This window comes from Nonomuraea glycinis (assembly GCF_035920485.1).
In the GTDB taxonomy this organism is placed as follows: domain Bacteria; phylum Actinomycetota; class Actinomycetes; order Streptosporangiales; family Streptosporangiaceae; genus Nonomuraea; species Nonomuraea glycinis.
Genome location: NZ_CP109166.1, coordinates 9,470,109 through 9,486,053, shown reverse-complemented (window position 1 = coordinate 9,486,053; position 15,945 = coordinate 9,470,109). Strand labels below are relative to the sequence as shown.

Below are 15,945 nucleotides of genomic sequence, written 5' to 3'. Positions count from 1 at the left end.
GAAAAGGGTTTCGAAAATGGTGGATAGGCGGGCGACCATCAATGACGTGGCCTCCCTGGCGGGGGTGTCGATCGCCACCGCGTCCAAGGCGCTCAACGGGCGGCAGGACGTACGCGACTCGACCCGGCAGCGGGTGCTGGCCGCCGCCGAGGAACTCGCCTTCCAGCCCAATCCGCTGGCCCGGGGACTGCTGTCCGGGCAGACCCGCACGGTCGGGCTGCTCACCTCCGACAGCGCGGGCCGGTTCGGCATCCCGGTGCTGCTCGGCGCGGAGGACGCGTTCGGCGCGGGCGAGATGGCGGTGCTGCTCTGCGACGCCCGCGGCGACGCGATCAGGGAGCAGCACCACCTGCGCGCGCTGCTGTCGCGGCGGGTGGACGGGCTGATCGTGGTGGGGGAGTCGACCGACCCGCGGCCGTCGGTGAGCAAGGACCTGCCGGTGCCGGTCGTGTACGCCTACGGGCCCTCCGACGACCCGTCGGACGTCTCCTTCGTGCCCGACGACGTGGGCGGCGCGATGCTGGCGGTGCGGCACCTGCTCGCGCTCGGCCGGCGCAGGATCGCGCACGTCACCGGGCCGGTCGACTACAAGGCCGCCCGTGACCGGGCCGAGGGCCTGGCGGAGGCCCTGGCCGAGGCGGGCGTGCCGCAGGCCGGGCAGACGCTGTGGGGCACCTGGTCGCAGCGGTGGGGCCGGCACGCGGCGGAGATGCTGCTGCGCGCCGAGCCCGAGCTGGACGCGGTGTTCTGCGGCAGTGATCAGATCGCCGCCGGGTTCGTGGAGGCGGCGCGCGAGCTGGGCCGGCGGGTGCCCGACGACCTGGCGGTGGTCGGCTACGACAACTGGGAGGTGCTGGCCGCCGAGACCCGCCCGCCGCTCACCACGGTGGACCCCGACCTGGAGCGGCTCGGCAGGACGGCCGCCCAGCACCTGTTCGCGGCGATGGGCGGCAGGGCGACGCCGGGCGTGCACCGGATGGCCTGCCGCCTGGTGATCCGGGACTCCACCGCACGGATGTGACCGCCGGGCCGCCCTGTCGCGTAACGCGACCGTAATCGGAGCGCCCCTTGACGGGACCTGTTGTTAACGTTCACAGTCATCCCAGGCACGGAAAGGAGCACGGCCGTGACAGCGATCCAGAAGCAGCGCCCGCCGGTCATGGCCGACGTGGCCAAGGAGGCCGGAGTGTCTCACCAGACGGTCTCCCGCGTGCTCAACGACCACCCCAACGTGCGCGGCGACACCCGCGCCCGGGTGCTGGAAGCGATCGACAAGCTCGGCTACCGCCGCAACCTCGTCGCCCGCGCCCTGGTCACCAGGCACTCCAGGACCCTCGGCGTGGTCAGCTTCGACACCACCCTGTACGGCCCCGCCAGCACGGTCTACGGCATCGAGCAGGCGGCCAGGGCGGCCGGCTACTTCGTCAGCATCGTCAGCCTCACCTCCATCGACAAGGTCGGCGTCCGTGACGCCCTCGACTACCTGGCCGACCAGGGCGTCGACGGCATCGTGGTGGTCGCGCCGCAGCGCTCCGCGGCCGAGGCGCTGGCCGATCTGCCGGTCGGCGTGCCGGCGGTCGCGGTCGAGGGCGGCCAGGCCGGGGACGTCGCGGTGGTCTGCGTGGACCAGGTCGAGGGGGGCAGGCTCGCCACCGAGCATCTGCTCTCCCTGGGTCACGAGACGGTCTGGCACGTCCGCGGCCCCGCCGACTGGCTGGAGGCCGAGGGGCGGGTGGCCGGCTGGCGGGCCGCGCTGGCGCGGGCGGGCCGCGCGGCGCCGGAGCCGCTCGCCGGGGACTGGAGCCCGCGCTCGGGTTACGAGGCCGGGCGCGGCCTGGCGCGCATGGCGGACGTCACGGCGGTCTTCGTGGCCAACGACCAGATGGCGCTCGGCGTGCTGCGCGCCTTCGCCGAGCAGGGGGTGAAGGTGCCCGAGCAGGTGAGCGTCGTCGGCTTCGACGACATCCCCGAGTCGGAGTTCTTCTCGCCCCCGCTCACCACCGTCCGGCAGGACTTCGGCGCGGTCGGCCGGCACAGCATCGGCGTGCTGCTGCGGCAGATCGAGGCGGACGGGCCCCGGGAGCCCGAGCGGCTGGTGGTCCCTCCCACGTTCGTCCCACGGGTCAGTACTGCCCGGCGCTAGCAGGACACGGCGAGGCGATTCCGCCCGCTCATTTGTTAACGCTCACATGTAAGAAAGGACACCCCCCACATGATGAAGAGGATCACCGCGTTAGTGATCGCCGGACTGACGGCGGCGGCGCTGACCGGGTGCGGCAGCAGCGGTTCCGAGGGCGGCGGAGGCGGCGGCGACGACGCCATCGTCATGGGCTTCTCCCAGGTCGGCGCGGAGAGCGGCTGGCGGACCGCGAACACCAAGTCGGTGCAGAGCGCCGCCGAGAAGAGCAAGATCACGCTGCGCTTCTCCGACGCTCAGCAGAAGCAGGAGAACCAGATCAAGGCCATCCGCTCCTTCGTCCAGCAGAAGGTGGACATCATCGCCTTCTCGCCGGTGGTGGAGTCCGGCTGGGACACGGTGCTCAAGGAGGCCCAGAACGCGAAGATCCCGGTCATCCTCACCGACCGGGCGGTGGATTCCAAGGACACCACGCTCTACAAGACCTTCCTCGGCTCCGACTTCGTCGAGGAGGGCAAGAAGGCCGGTCAGTGGCTGGTCGAGGAGTACAAGGACGCCAAGGACACGGTGAACATCGTCGAGCTGCAGGGCACGACGGGCTCGGCGCCGGCCAACGACCGCAAGGCGGGCTTCGCCGAGGTCATCGGCGCCGACCCCAAGTTCAAGATCGTGGCCTCGCAGACCGGCGACTTCACCCGGGCCAAGGGCAAGGAGGTCATGGAGGCGTTCCTGAAGTCCACCCCGGACATCGACGTGCTGTACGCGCACAACGACGACATGGGTCTGGGCGCGATCGAGGCGATCGAGGGCGCGGGCAAGGTGCCCGGCAAGGACATCAAGATCATCACGGTGGACGCCGTCAAGGACGGGATGCAGGCCCTGGCCGACGGCAAGATCAACTTCATCGTGGAGTGCTCGCCGCTGCTCGGCCCGCAGCTCATGGACCTGGCGCAGAAGGTGCTCAAGGGCGAGAACATCCCGGCCCGCGTGGTGACGGAGGAGACGACGTTCGACCAGGAGCAGGCCAAGGCCGCGCTGCCCACCCGCGAGTACTGATCGGTGACGGGACCGGGGCCGGCCGCGACGGCCGGTCCCGGTCCAGGAAGGGAAGGGGCGCCGGATGGAGGCACCCGCGCCGATCCTGCGGATGAGCGGAATCGGCAAACAGTTCCCGGGCGTGCGCGCTCTGGACGGCGTGGACCTGCGGCTGCTGCCCGGGGAGGTGCACGCGGTCATGGGCGAGAACGGCGCGGGCAAGTCGACCCTGATCAAGGTGCTGACCGGCGTCCACCCTGCCGACGCCGGGGACATCGAGCTGGCCGGCCGGTCCGTGGCGTTCGGCAGCCCGCTGGAGGCCCGGCAGGCCGGGATCAGCACGGTCTACCAGGAGGTCAACCTCTGCGTGAACCTGTCGGTGGCGGAGAACATCCTCATCGGCCGCGAGCCACGCCGCCTGGGGCGCATCGACTGGAAACGGATGCGCGCCAGGGCCAGGGAGCTGCTCGCCCGGCTGGAGCTCGACCTCGACGTCTCCGCGCCGCTGTCGTCCTACTCGCTGGCCATCCAGCAGATGGTCGCCATCGCCCGCGCGCTGGACGTCGACGCTCAGGTGCTCATCCTGGACGAGCCCACCTCCAGCCTGGACGCCGACGAGGTCGACCGGCTCTTCGGGGTGATGAAGCGGCTCAAGGACGAGGGCATCGCGATCCTGTTCGTGACGCACTTCCTCGACCAGGTCTACGAGATCTCCGACCGGATGACGATCCTGCGCAACGGGCGGCTGGTCGGCGAGTTCCTGACCAGCGAGCTCAGCCAGGTGGAGCTGGTGGCCAAGATGATCGGCCAGGAGCTCGAGGTCCTGGACAAGCTGCACGGCGAGGCGAAGGTCTTCGACCGGCCGCTGGTGGAGGCGCGCGAGCTGGGGCGCGCCGGCGCCATCGAGCCGTTCACGCTCACCATCCACGAGGGCGAGGTCGTGGGACTGGCCGGACTGCTGGGCTCGGGCCGTACGGAGGTTGCCCGGTTGTTGTTCGGCGCCGACCACGCCGGGACCGGCCAGGTGGCCATCGGCGGCGAGCCCACGCCGCTGCGCACGCCCCGGGCGGCGATGTCCCACAAGATCGCTTTCTGCTCGGAGAACCGCAAGACCGACGGGCTCGTCCCGGACCTCACCGTGCGCGAGAACATCGTCCTCGCCCTCCAGGCGACCAGGGGCTGGACCAGGCCGGTGCCGCGCGAGCAGCAGGACGAGCTGGTCGGCCGGTACGTCAAGGCGCTGCGGATCAGCCCGGCCGACCCCGAGCGCCTGGTGCGCGACCTGAGCGGCGGCAACCAGCAGAAGGTGCTGCTGGCCAGGTGGCTCATCCTGGAGCCGAGGCTGCTCATCCTGGACGAGCCCACCCGGGGCATCGACGTGGGGGCCAAGGCGGAGATCCAGCGCCTGGTCGCCGAGCTGTCCAGTGGCGGGGTGGCGGTGCTGTTCATCTCCGCCGAGCTGGAGGAGGTGCTGCGGCTCAGCCACAAGGTCGCCGTCCTGCGCGACCGCAAGCTGGTCGCCGAGCTGCCCAACGACGACGCGCTCAGCACCGAGGTGCTGATGGAGACGATCGCCAGCGGAGGTCGAGACCGATGAGACGCCTGCTCTGGCCGGTGCTGATCCTGGCGCTGCTGTTACTGGTCAACGTGCTGTTCACGCCCGGCTTCCTCAGCGTCCAGGTCCGCGACGGGCACCTGTACGGGAGCCTGATCGACATCCTGCGGTTCGGCGCCCCGCTGATCCTGGTCTCGCTCGGCATGACGCTGGTCATCGCGACCGGCGGCATCGACCTGTCGGTGGGCTCGGTGGTGGCCATCTCGGGCGCGCTGGCCTGCCTGCAGATCAGCCAGGACGCGGGCGTGTTCACCGCCGTGGTGCTGGCGCTCGGGCTGAGCGTGCTGCTCGGCGCCTGGAACGGGTTCCTGGTGGCGGGCGTCGGCATCCAGCCGATCATCGCCACGCTGATCCTCATGGTGGCCGGGCGCGGCCTGGCCCAGCTGATCACCGACGGGCAGATCATCACCGTCAACGACCCCGCCTACAAGCTGATCGGCGGCGGCTACTGGCTGACGGTGCCGTTCGGCATCCTGATCGTGCTGGTGGTGCTGGCGGTCACCGCGTTCCTGACCCGGCGGCTGGCGCTCGGCCTGCTCATCGAGGCGGTGGGCGGCAACGCCGAGGCGAGCCGGCTGGCCGGCATCAGGGCGCGCGGGATCATCGTCATGGTCTACGCGTTCGCGGCGCTGTGCGCGGGCGTCGCGGGGCTGATGATCAGTTCGAACATCTCCAGTGCCGACGGCAACAACGCCGGGCTCTGGATCGAGCTGGACGCGATCCTCGCCGTGGTGATCGGCGGCACGTCGCTGGCCGGTGGGCGCTTCTCCCTCGGCGGCACCGTGCTCGGCGCGCTCATCATCCAGACGCTGACCACCACGATCTACTCGATCGGGGTGCCGCCGGAGACGACGCTGCTGTTCAAGGCGCTCGTGGTGACCGTGGTCTGCCTGATCCAGTCCACGGCCTTCCGCGACAAGGTGTTCCATCGCCGCAGACCGGTGGCTCCGGCCGGACCGGCGACCGAGGAGAAGGCGCGGGTGACGGCATGACGACGCTGACGCTGGGCGGTGGCCGGACCATCCCGGCCAGGTACGTCCCGGTCCTGGTGACCGCGTGCCTGTTCGTGGCGATGTTCGTGGTGGGCGGGATCCGCTACGACGGGTTCGCCACCGGGCAGGTCGTGCTCAACGTCTTCGTCGACAACGCCTTCCTGCTGGTCGTGGCCGTCGGCATGACGTTCGTGATCCTCACCGGCGGGATCGACCTGTCGGTGGGCTCGGTGGTGGCGCTGTCCACGATGATCTCGGCCAGCCTGATGGCCGGGCCGGGCTGGCCGCCGTACGTGGTGATCCCGCTGGTGCTGCTCGTCGGCTCCACCCTGGGGCTGATCATGGGCTATCTGATCCACGCCTTCCACATCCAGCCGTTCATCGCCACGCTGGCCGGGATGTTCCTGGCCAGGGGCCTGTGCTACACGATCGGCACCGAGTCGATCCCGATCGACGACCCGACGTTCACCGCGTTCGCGCAGACCAGGATCGACCTGTTCGCCGATCTGTGGATCTCGCCGAGCGTGCTCGTCGCCCTCGTGGTGGTGCTGGTCGGGGCCTACGTGCTGCACTACACGCGCCTCGGCCGGGCGGTGTACGCCACCGGCGGGAGCGAGCAGTCGGCGGTGTTGATGGGCCTGCCGGTGGGCCGGACGAAGATCACTGTCTACACGATCTCGGGCTTCTGCTCCGCGCTCGGCGGGGTCCTGCTGTCGTTCTACACCCTGTCCGGGTACGGCCTGCACGCGAGCGGCATGGAGCTGGACGCCATCGCGGCGGTCGTCATCGGCGGCACACTGCTGACGGGCGGCACCGGGTTCCTGTTCGGCACCGTGCTGGGCGTGCTCGTCCTCGGGCTGATCCAGACGATCCTCAGCTTCCAGGGCACGCTCAGCTCCTGGTGGACAAAGATCTTCATTGGGCTGCTGCTGTTCGTCTTCATCCTTCTGCAGCGCCTATTCTCAACCAGGACACGCCGCTGACCTGGGGCCGAGCGTTACCCGAACGTTTCCTGGAGGTTGCCGACAGCCATTGACAGTGCCGTTGTTAGCGATAACAATCTGCGAGAACGTACGAGAGCTTTATCCCGATTTATCACTCTCTGTGATCTATCCCCCTGTATCGACGGCAGCACGTACTGCCGTGAGCCCCATGCGAGGAGAAACCCGATGAGGTTGGCTCGACTCGGCGGACTGGTGTCCGCCATCGCGCTCGCCGCGACCATGACGGCCTGCGGTTCCAGCCAGAAGACGGTCGACGTTCAGCCGTCGGCGGGGGCCGAGGGCGGCAACGCCGGCGCCCTGATCGGCGTCACCATGCCGACCAAGTCGTCCGAGCGGTGGATCCACGACGGCGACAACGTCAAGGCGCAGCTGGAGAAGCTCGGCTACAAGGTCGACCTGCAGTACGCCGAGAACGACATCCCCACCCAGGCCAACCAGATCGAGAACCAGATCACCAAGGGCGCCAAGCTCCTGATCATCGCCTCGATCGACGGCACCGCGATCACCTCCCAGCTGCAGCAGGCGGCCGACAACAAGATCCCGGTCATCGCCTACGACCGGCTGATCCGCAACAGCCCGAACGTCGACTACTACGCCACCTTCGACAACTTCAAGGTCGGCGTGCAGCAGGCGTCCTCGCTCCTGGCCGGCCTCGGCGTCGACAAGGGCGAGAAGGGCCCGTTCAACGTTGAGCTGTTCGGCGGCTCGCCCGACGACAACAACGCCACGTTCTTCTGGAACGGTGCCATGTCGATCCTCCAGCCGAAGATCGACGACGGCACCCTGGTGGTCAAGAGCGGCCAGACCGACTTCAAGACCGCCGCCATCCTCCGCTGGGACCCCGCCACCGCGCAGAAGCGGATGGAGGACATCATCACCAAGACCTACACCGGTGACACCAAGGTCGACGGCGTCCTGTCGCCGTACGACGGCCTGTCCATCGGCATCCTGTCGGCGCTCAAGAGCAGCGGCTACGGCACCGGCAGCCAGAAGTACCCGGTCGTGACCGGCCAGGACGCCGAGCTCGCCTCGGTCAAGTCGATCGTCGCCGACGAGCAGTACTCCACCATCTTCAAGGACACCCGCACGCTCGCGGAGACCACCGTCAAGATGGCCGACGCGGTGCTGAAGGGCGGCAAGCCCGAGGTGAACAACACCAAGGACTACGACAACGGCAACAAGGTCGTCCCCTCGTTCCTGCTCGACCCGGTCATCGTCGACAAGAGCAACTACAAGGACGTCATCATCGGCGCCAACTACTACACCGAGGACCAGCTCAAGTAAGGGCGTGCTCCGGGGGCGGTCCGCCGCCCCCGGAGCCCCTGACCGAGGGGCTTGAGACATGACCGATCACATCTTGCGGATGAGCGGGATCACCAAGACGTTCCCCGGCGTGAAGGCGCTGCAGGACGTCACCCTGTCCGTGCGGCGGGGCGAGATCCACGCCATCTGCGGCGAGAACGGCGCCGGCAAGTCGACGCTGATGAAAGTGCTGTCCGGGGTCTACCCGCACGGGACCTACGAAGGGGAGATCACCTTCGAGGGCGAGAAGTGCGCGTTCGGCAGCATCCGCGACAGCGAGCACGCCGGCATCGTCATCATCCACCAGGAGCTGGCGCTCAGCCCGCAGCTGTCGATCGCCGAGAACATCTTCCTCGGCAACGAACGGGCCAAGCGCGGCCTGATCGACTGGAACCGTACCAACTTCGAGGCCGGTCAGCTCATGGAGCGGGTCGGCCTGCGGGAGAACCCGACGACGGTCGTCACCGACGTCGGCGTCGGCAAGCAGCAGCTCGTCGAGATCGCCAAGGCGCTGTCGAAGGAGGTCAAGCTCCTCATTCTCGACGAGCCGACCGCGGCGCTCAACGACGACGACTCCGCGCACCTGCTCGACCTGCTGCGCGGGCTGCGCGAGAGCGGCATCACCTGCGTGATCATCTCCCACAAGCTCAACGAGGTCATCGCCATCGCCGACTCCGTCACGATCATCCGGGACGGCCGCACGATCGAGACGCTGGACATGGCGGGCGACGGCGTGAGCGAGGACCGGATCATCTCCGGGATGGTCGGCCGCGCCCTCGACAGCCGCTTCCCGCCGCACCGGCCGACGATCGGCGAGGAGGCGCTGCGCATCGAGGACTGGACCGTCTACAGCCCGAGCCAGCCCGGCAGGAAGGTCGTCGACGGCGCCTCGCTCAACGTGCGCAGGGGCGAGATCGTCGGGCTCGCCGGGCTCATGGGCGCGGGCCGTACCGAGCTCGCCATGAGCGTGTTCGGCCGGACCTACGGCGTGCACATCTCCGGCAAGATCTTCAAGAACGGCCGGCCGGTCGAGATCCGCACCGTCCAGGACGCGATCAAGCACGGCCTCGCCTACGCCACCGAGGACCGCAAGAGATACGGCCTCAACCTCATCGAGGACATCAAGCGCAACATCTCCGCCGCCGGGCTGAGCGGCCTGTCGCGGCGCGGCTGGGTGGACGAGCACGAGGAATACCGGGTCGCCGAGGACTTCCACAAGAGCATGAACATCAAGGCGCCCAGCGTGTCGAGCGTCGTCGGCAAGCTCAGCGGCGGCAACCAGCAGAAGGTCGTGCTCTCCAAGTGGATCCTCACCGAGCCCGACGTGCTCATCCTCGACGAGCCGACCCGAGGCATCGACGTCGGCGCCAAGTACGAGATCTACACGATCATCAATCGCCTGGCCGACGAGGGCAAGGCGGTCCTGGTGATCTCCTCGGAGCTGCCTGAGCTGCTCGGCCTGTGCGACCGCGTCTACGCGCTCTGCGAAGGCCGGATCACCGGCGAGCTGCCCCGCGAGGAAGCCACGCAGGAACGCCTCATGCATCTCATGACCAAGGGACAGGAGTAGCTCCAATGAGCAGCATCACGCCCGCCGAGGTGAAGGTCGGCGCGAAGGGCGGACCTGAAGGGCCGAGGCGGCCGGGCCAGGTGTCACTGGGCGGACTCTCGCTCAACCTGCGCGCGAGCGGCATCTACATCGCCTTCGCCCTGATCGTCGCGCTGTTCTGGGTGCTGACGGACGGCGCCCTGCTCCAGCCGCAGAACATCTCCAACATCATCGTCCAGAACTCCTACGTGCTGATCCTGGCGATCGGCATGATCCTGGTCATCATCGCCGGCCACATCGACCTGTCGGTGGGCTCGGTGGTGGCGGTCACCGGAGCGCTGGCCGCGGTGCTCATGGTGAACATGGGCCTGCCGTGGCCGCTCGCCCTGCTGATCACGGTCGTCGCCGGTGGCCTCATCGGCGCCTGGCAGGGCTACTGGATCGCCTACTTCGGCATCCCGGCGTTCATCGTGACGCTGGCCGGCATGCTGCTGTTCCGCGCGCTCACCATGACCGTGCTGGGCAACCAGGGCATCGGCCCGTTCCCCGACCAGGTCCGCACCCTGGCCAACGGCTTCACCAGCGGCTACCTCGGCAACATCGGCCTCGGCCCGCTGGGCGGCGCCGACCTGTTCAGCCTGCTGATCGGCGTGACCGCGATCGCCGGCATGGTCGCCTCGCAGTGGCGCAGCCGCGCCGGGCGGGCCGGCTACGGCCAGGTCGTGGAGCCGATGGCGATGTTCGTGCTCAAGATGGCGGCCGGCGCCGGGCTGATCCTCTTCCTGGTCGTGCAGCTGGCCCGGTTCAACAACCTGCCCTGGGTGCTGGTGCTGCTGGCGATCCTGGTGCTGGCCTACTCCCTGATGGCCAACCGCACGGTCTTCGGCCGGCAGATCTACGCCATCGGCGGCAACCTCCAGGCGGCCGTGATGTCCGGCGTCAAGGTGAAGAAGGTCGTCTTCTGGATCTTCGTCAACATGGGCGTGCTGTCGGCCATCGCCGGCATCATCTTCGCCGGGCGGCTCAACCAGGCGGGCCCGACCGCGGGCAACTCCTTCGAGCTGGACGCCATCGCCGCCGCCTTCATCGGGGGCGCCGCCGTACAGGGTGGGGTCGGCAAGGTCGTCGGCGCGCTCACCGGCGGACTGATCATGGCGGTGATCAACAACGGCATGTCCCTGATCGGCTCGCCGAGCGAGCGGGTCATGCTCGTCAAGGGCGCGGTGCTGCTCGCGGCCGTCGCCTTCGACGTGTGGACCAAGCGCAGGGCGGGCGCGGCGGGCTGACGGCCACGCAATACGATCTCGGTGCCGAGGAGAGGAGAGACCGTGGCAACCACCCCTAAGCGCCGCCTGCCGGTCATGGCCGACGTGGCCAAGGAGGCCGGCGTGTCGCACCAGACGGTCTCCCGCGTGCTCAACGACCACCCCAACGTCCGGGCCGACACCCGGGCCCGGGTGGAGGAGGCGATCTCCCGGCTCGGCTACCGCCGCAACCTGGTCGCGCGCGCCCTGGTCACCAAGCGCTCGCGGATGCTCGGCGTGGTGAGCTTCGACACCACGCTGTACGGCCCCGCCAGCACGATCTACGGCATCGAGCAGGCGGCCAGGACGGCCGGCTACTTCGTCAGCATCGTGAGCCTGAAGTCCCTCGACGCCACCAGCGTGCGTGCGGCCATCGACTACCTCACCGAGCAGGGCGTGGACGGGGTCGTGGTGGTCGCCCCGCAGCGCTCGGCCGGCCGCGCGCTGGAGAGCCTGCCCTCCGGCACGCCGGCGGTGGCCGTGGAGGGCACCCACCGGGCCGATGTGTCGGTGGTCTGCATCGACCAGTTCGAGGGCGCCAGGCTCGCCACCCGGCACCTGCTGGACCTCGGCCACGAGACGGTCTGGCACGTCAGCGGCCCGCCGGACTGGCTGGAGACCGAGGGCAGGCTCGCGGGCTGGCGCACCACGCTGGAGGCGGCGGGCCGCCCGGTGCCGCCGCCGCTGCCGGGCGACTGGAGCCCGCGCACGGGTTACGAGGCCGGTCGGCGCCTGGCCGCGATGGACGAGGTCACGGCCGTCTTCGCGGCCAACGACCAGATGGCGCTCGGGGTGCTGCGGGCGCTGTCGGAAGAAGGGGTGAAGGTCCCCGACCGGATGAGCGTCGTGGGTTTCGACGACATCCCCGAGTCGGAGTTCTTCTCGCCCCCGCTCACCACGGTCCGCCAGGACTTCGACGCGGTGGGCAGGCGCTGCATCGAGGCGCTGCTGCGGCAGATCGACTCGGGGCCGGTCGCGTACGAGCGGCTGGTCGTGCCGCCCGCCTTCATCGTCAGATCCAGTACGGCTCCCGCACGATAGAGGCCTGCCCCGCCCGTACAATCCCCAGGAGTCAAGTGTGAACGTTAACAAGTATGTGGTCGGCGTGGACTTCGGCACGTTGTCCGGCCGTGCCGTCGTGGTCCGCGTCGCCGACGGCGCCGAGCTGGGCAGCGCCGTGCACGAGTACGCGCACGGCGTCATCGAGCGCGCGCTGCCCGGCTCCGAGGTGCGGCTGGGGCCCGACTGGGCGCTGCAGCCGCCGCAGGACTGGATCGACGTGCTGCGCCTGGCCGTGCCCCAGGCCGTCGCCGCCGCGGGCATCGCGCCCGAGGAGGTGATCGGCATCGGCACCGACTTCACCGCCTGCACCGTGCTGCCCGCCACCGCCGACGGCACGCCCCTGTGCTTCGAGACGCCGTCGCGCCCGCACGCGTGGCCCAAGCTGTGGAAGCACCACGCCGCGCAGCCGCACGCGGACCGGATCAACGAGCTGGCCGCCCGGCGCGGCGAGACCTGGCTGCCGCGCTACGGCGGCAAGATCTCCTCGGAGTGGGAGTTCGCCAAGGCGCTGCAGGTGCTGGAGGAGGACCCCGAGGTCTACGCCCGGGCCGAGCGCTGGATCGAGGCCGCCGACTGGATCGTCTGGCAGCTCGCCGGCGTGGAGAGCCGCAACATCTGCACCGCCGGTTATAAAGGGATATTTCAGGACGGAACCTATCCGTCGGCGGACTTCCTCGCCGAGCTGAACCCCGGCTTCGCGGACTTCACGAGCAAGCTCGCCACCGGGCGGGTCGGCGAGCGCGTGGCGGCCGGAACCGGCGCCAACCATGACGCGGGCCCTGACGCTGGCCCTGACGCGGGGCATGGCGCGGGGCATGGCGCGGACGGCGGCGGGGAGGGTGCGGAGGGTCCGGGCAGGGTTCGGCTGGCCGCGCTCGGCGCGTCCGCCGGGACGCTGTCCGCACGGGCCGCCGAGTGGACCGGGCTGCCCGAGGGCATCGCCGTGGCCGTCGGGAACGTGGACGCGCACGTTACCGCCGCCGCCGCGGACGCCGTCCGGCCCGGTCAGATGGTGGCCATCATGGGCACCTCGACCTGCCACATCATGCCCAGCGACCGGCTCGCCGAGGTTCCCGGCATGTGCGGCGTCGTCCAGGACGGCATCGTGCCGGGCCTGTGGGGTTACGAGGCCGGGCAGTCGGCCGTCGGCGACATCTTCGCCTGGTTCGTCGACTCGTTCGTGCCCGCCGCCTACACCGAGCGGGCCGCCGAGCAGGGCCTCAGCGTGCACGCCTACCTGACCTCGCTGGCCGAGAAGCAGGCCGTCGGCGAGCACGGCCTGGTCGCGCTCGACTGGTTCGGCGGCAACCGGTCCGTCCTGGTGGACCACAACCTGTCCGGCGTGATCATCGGCCAGACCCTCGCGACCAGGCCCGAGGACGTCTACCGGACGCTCATCGAGTCCACCGCCTACGGCGCGCGCATGATCGTGGAGACGTTCGAGAAGTCCGGCGTCCCGGTCGAGGAGTTCGTTGTCGCCGGCGGCCTGCTGAAGAACCCCTTCCTCATGCAGGTGTACGCCGACGTGCTGCGCCGCCCGCTGTCGGTGATCGGCTCCGACCAGGGCCCGGCGCTCGGCTCGGCCATCCACGCCGCCGTTGCGGCGGGCGCGTACACCGACATCGAGGCGGCCGCCGCGACCATGGGCAAGCGCACCGAGGCCGCGTACGTGCCGGACGCGGCCAGGGCGGACGCCTACGACCGCCTGTACGGCGAGTACCGGAACCTGCACGACCACTTCGGCGACGGCAAGGCGCTGCACAAGCTGCGCGCGATCAGGAACGAGGCGAGCGCATGAGGAAGACCGTCAGCGACCTGCACGCCGAGCTGGTCCGCTACCAGCTGGTGGCCTGGACCGCGGGCAACGTGTCCGGCCGGATCCCCGGCGAGGACCTGTTCGTCATCAAGCCCTCCGGCGTCTCCTACGACGAGCTGACGCCGGAGGCCATGGTGGTGTGCGACCTCGACGGCAACCTGGTGGACGGGGAGCACGCCCCGTCCAGCGATACCGCCGCGCACGCCTACGTCTATCGCCACCTGCCCGAGGTGGGCGGCGTCGTGCACACCCACTCCACCTACGCCTCGGCCTGGGCCGCGCGCGACGAGGCGATCCCGTGCGTGCTGACCGCGATGGCCGACGAGTTCGGCGGTGAGATCCCGGTCGGGCCGTTCGCGCTGATCGGCGACGACTCCATCGGCCAGGGCATCGTCGAGACACTCAAGGGTCACCGCTCGCCCGCCGTCCTCATGCGCAACCACGGCGTCTTCACCATCGGCAAGGACCCCAAGGCGGCGGTCAAGGCGGCGGTGATGTGCGAGGACGTCGCCCGTACCGTGCACATCTCCCGCCAGCTCGGCGAGCCGCTGCCGATCCCGCAGGCCGACGTCGACCGCCTGTACGACCGCTATCAGAACGTCTACGGACAGAGGAGCCCGCGTTGAACATCTGGTTTCTGACCGGCAGCCAGGGGCTGTACGGCGAGGACACGCTGAGCCAGGTCGCCGAGCAGTCGCAGCGGATCGCCGAGGCGCTGCCCGTGCCCGTGACGTGGAAGCCCGTGCTCACCGACGCGGCCGCGATCAGGCGGGTGATGCTGGAGGCCAACGCCGACGACTCCTGCGCGGGCGTGATCGCCTGGATGCACACCTTCTCCCCGGCCAAGATGTGGATCGCCGGCCTCGACGCGCTGCGTAAGCCGCTGCTGCACCTGCACACCCAGGCCAACGTGGCGCTGCCGTGGAGCTCCATCGACATGGACTTCATGAACCTCAACCAGGCCGCGCACGGCGACCGCGAGTTCGGCCATATCCAGACCAGGCTGGGGGTGCCGCGCAAGACCGTCGCCGGGCACGTCAGCGATCCGGTCGTGGCCGAGCGGATCCTCGCCTGGACCCGCGCCGCCACCGGCCGGGCCGAGGTGCGCACACTGAAGCTGGCCCGCTTCGGCGACAACATGCGCGACGTGGCCGTCACCGAGGGCGACAAGGTCGAGGCGCAGCTCCGCTTCGGCGTCTCGGTCAACACCTATGGCGTCAATGACCTGGTCGAGGCCGTGGACGCCGCCTCCGACGCGGACGTCACCGCGCTGGTCAAGGAGTACGAGGAGCTCTACCGGGTGGCGCCCGAGCTGCTCGGGGAGCGGCAGGAGTCGCTGCGGTACGCCGCCAGGATCGAGCTGGGGCTGCGGCACTTCCTCGAAGGCGGCGGTTTCAAGGCGTTCACCACCAACTTCGAGGACCTCGGCGGGCTGCGCCAGCTCCCCGGTCTGGCCGTGCAGCGGCTGATGGCCGACGGCTACGGCTTCGGCGGGGAGGGCGACTGGAAGACCTCGGTGCTGCTGCGCACGCTCAAGGCGATGGCTCCCGGCGGCACCTCGTTCATGGAGGACTACACCTACCACCTGACGCCCGGCGAGGAGCTCATCCTCGGCGCGCACATGCTGGAGGTGTGCCCGAGCATCGCCGCCGGCACCCCGTCGTGCGAGATCCACCCGCTGGGCATCGGCGGCCGGGAGGACCCGGTCCGGCTGGTGTTCGACGCCGAGCCCGGTCCCGGCGTCGTCGTCGGCCTCGCCGATCTGGGCGACCGGTTCCGGCTGGTCGCCAACGAGATCGACGTGGTGGCGCCGCCCGAGCCGCTGCCCAGCCTGCCGGTGGCCCGCGCCGTCTGGCGTCCCCGCCCCGACCTGCGGACCTCGGCCGAGTCGTGGCTGACCGCCGGAGCCCCGCACCACACGGTGCTGTCCACGGTCGTCGGCACGGAGGAGCTGGCCGACCTGGCCGACATGCTCGGGGTGGAGCTGGTGGTCATCGACGCGGAGACCACCACCCGCCGGCTCACCAAGGAGCTGCGCTGGAACCAGGCCTACTACCGGCTGGCCCAGGGCTTCTGACGGCCGCCTGAAAAGTCCTACCAAGAAGCGCCATGTCCGGATTGGCGGTGGT

Annotated in this window: 13 protein-coding genes; all 13 read left to right on the top strand. The window is 69.8% G+C overall.

All coding sequences use genetic code 11. The features are described from left to right. The first annotated feature begins 46 nt into the window (after window positions 1-46). Window positions 47-1,021 (top strand): LacI family DNA-binding transcriptional regulator, encoded by a 975-nt coding sequence (locus OHA68_RS44670; protein ID WP_327105656.1) that lies wholly within the window; start codon window positions 47-49, stop codon window positions 1,019-1,021. Between the two features lie 138 nt (window positions 1,022-1,159). Continuing rightward, window positions 1,160-2,143, top strand: coding sequence for a LacI family DNA-binding transcriptional regulator (locus OHA68_RS44665; protein WP_327109632.1), 984 nt, complete (start codon window positions 1,160-1,162; stop codon window positions 2,141-2,143). A 69-nt stretch (window positions 2,144-2,212) separates the two neighbouring features. Further along, window positions 2,213-3,193: an ABC transporter substrate-binding protein gene (locus tag OHA68_RS44660; protein ID WP_327105655.1), complete on the top strand. Its 981-nt coding sequence runs from the start codon at window positions 2,213-2,215 to the stop codon at window positions 3,191-3,193. 64 nt (window positions 3,194-3,257) lie between these two features. Continuing rightward, window positions 3,258-4,769, top strand: coding sequence for a sugar ABC transporter ATP-binding protein (locus OHA68_RS44655; RefSeq protein WP_189141055.1), 1,512 nt, complete (start codon window positions 3,258-3,260; stop codon window positions 4,767-4,769). After that, complete coding sequence (locus OHA68_RS44650; RefSeq protein ID WP_327105654.1) at window positions 4,766-5,779, top strand: ABC transporter permease; 1,014 nt, start codon at window positions 4,766-4,768, stop codon at window positions 5,777-5,779. The genes OHA68_RS44655 and OHA68_RS44650 overlap by 4 nt, the downstream gene beginning before the upstream one ends. Further along, a complete protein-coding gene (gene yjfF / locus OHA68_RS44645) occupies window positions 5,776-6,762 on the top strand; it encodes a galactofuranose ABC transporter, permease protein YjfF (RefSeq protein ID WP_327105653.1) in 987 nt (328 codons plus the stop codon). The genes OHA68_RS44650 and yjfF overlap by 4 nt, the downstream gene beginning before the upstream one ends. Window positions 6,763-6,948: 186 nt before the next feature. After that, window positions 6,949-8,067: a multiple monosaccharide ABC transporter substrate-binding protein gene (gene chvE / locus OHA68_RS44640; RefSeq protein WP_189141052.1), complete on the top strand. Its 1,119-nt coding sequence runs from the start codon at window positions 6,949-6,951 to the stop codon at window positions 8,065-8,067. A 58-nt stretch (window positions 8,068-8,125) separates the two neighbouring features. Then, a complete protein-coding gene (gene mmsA, locus OHA68_RS44635) occupies window positions 8,126-9,655 on the top strand; it encodes a multiple monosaccharide ABC transporter ATP-binding protein (RefSeq protein WP_327105652.1) in 1,530 nt (509 codons plus the stop codon). Between the two features lie 5 nt (window positions 9,656-9,660). After that, the gene (gene mmsB, locus OHA68_RS44630; protein WP_327105651.1) at window positions 9,661-10,920 is read left to right on the top strand and encodes a multiple monosaccharide ABC transporter permease; all 1,260 of its coding nucleotides are present in this window, start codon (window positions 9,661-9,663) and stop codon (window positions 10,918-10,920) included. A gap of 75 nt (window positions 10,921-10,995) precedes the next feature. Further along, window positions 10,996-11,979: a LacI family DNA-binding transcriptional regulator gene (locus OHA68_RS44625; protein ID WP_189141109.1), complete on the top strand. Its 984-nt coding sequence runs from the start codon at window positions 10,996-10,998 to the stop codon at window positions 11,977-11,979. 55 nt (window positions 11,980-12,034) lie between these two features. After that, window positions 12,035-13,798, top strand: a complete 1,764-nt coding sequence (locus OHA68_RS44620; RefSeq protein WP_327109631.1) for a ribulokinase — start codon at window positions 12,035-12,037, stop codon at window positions 13,796-13,798. Further along, window positions 13,795-14,442 carry an L-ribulose-5-phosphate 4-epimerase gene (locus tag OHA68_RS44615; RefSeq protein WP_327105650.1) on the top strand — a complete coding sequence of 216 codons (648 nt, stop codon included), beginning with the start codon at window positions 13,795-13,797 and terminating at the stop codon, window positions 14,440-14,442. Before OHA68_RS44620 ends, OHA68_RS44615 begins: the two co-directional genes overlap by 4 nt. Then, window positions 14,439-15,893 (top strand): L-arabinose isomerase, encoded by a 1,455-nt coding sequence (araA, locus tag OHA68_RS44610; RefSeq protein ID WP_327105649.1) that lies wholly within the window; start codon window positions 14,439-14,441, stop codon window positions 15,891-15,893. The genes OHA68_RS44615 and araA overlap by 4 nt, the downstream gene beginning before the upstream one ends. Window positions 15,894-15,945: the final 52 nt, after the last annotated feature.

What these genes read in the sequence shown, in the direction of transcription:
- OHA68_RS44665 (WP_327109632.1), top strand. Translation starts at nt 1,160, where the DNA reads ATGGCCGACGTGGCCAAGGAGGCCGGAGTGTCTCACCAGACGGTCTCC.
- OHA68_RS44660 (WP_327105655.1), top strand. Translation starts at nt 2,213, where the DNA reads ATGATGAAGAGGATCACCGCGTTAGTGATCGCCGGACTGACGGCGGCG.
- OHA68_RS44655 (WP_189141055.1), top strand. Translation starts at nt 3,258, where the DNA reads ATGGAGGCACCCGCGCCGATCCTGCGGATGAGCGGAATCGGCAAACAG.
- OHA68_RS44650 (WP_327105654.1), top strand. Translation starts at nt 4,766, where the DNA reads ATGAGACGCCTGCTCTGGCCGGTGCTGATCCTGGCGCTGCTGTTACTG.
- yjfF (WP_327105653.1), top strand. Translation starts at nt 5,776, where the DNA reads ATGACGACGCTGACGCTGGGCGGTGGCCGGACCATCCCGGCCAGGTAC.
- chvE (WP_189141052.1), top strand. Translation starts at nt 6,949, where the DNA reads ATGAGGTTGGCTCGACTCGGCGGACTGGTGTCCGCCATCGCGCTCGCC.
- mmsA (WP_327105652.1), top strand. Translation starts at nt 8,126, where the DNA reads ATGACCGATCACATCTTGCGGATGAGCGGGATCACCAAGACGTTCCCC.
- mmsB (WP_327105651.1), top strand. Translation starts at nt 9,661, where the DNA reads ATGAGCAGCATCACGCCCGCCGAGGTGAAGGTCGGCGCGAAGGGCGGA.
- OHA68_RS44625 (WP_189141109.1), top strand. Translation starts at nt 10,996, where the DNA reads ATGGCCGACGTGGCCAAGGAGGCCGGCGTGTCGCACCAGACGGTCTCC.
- OHA68_RS44615 (WP_327105650.1), top strand. Translation starts at nt 13,795, where the DNA reads ATGAGGAAGACCGTCAGCGACCTGCACGCCGAGCTGGTCCGCTACCAG.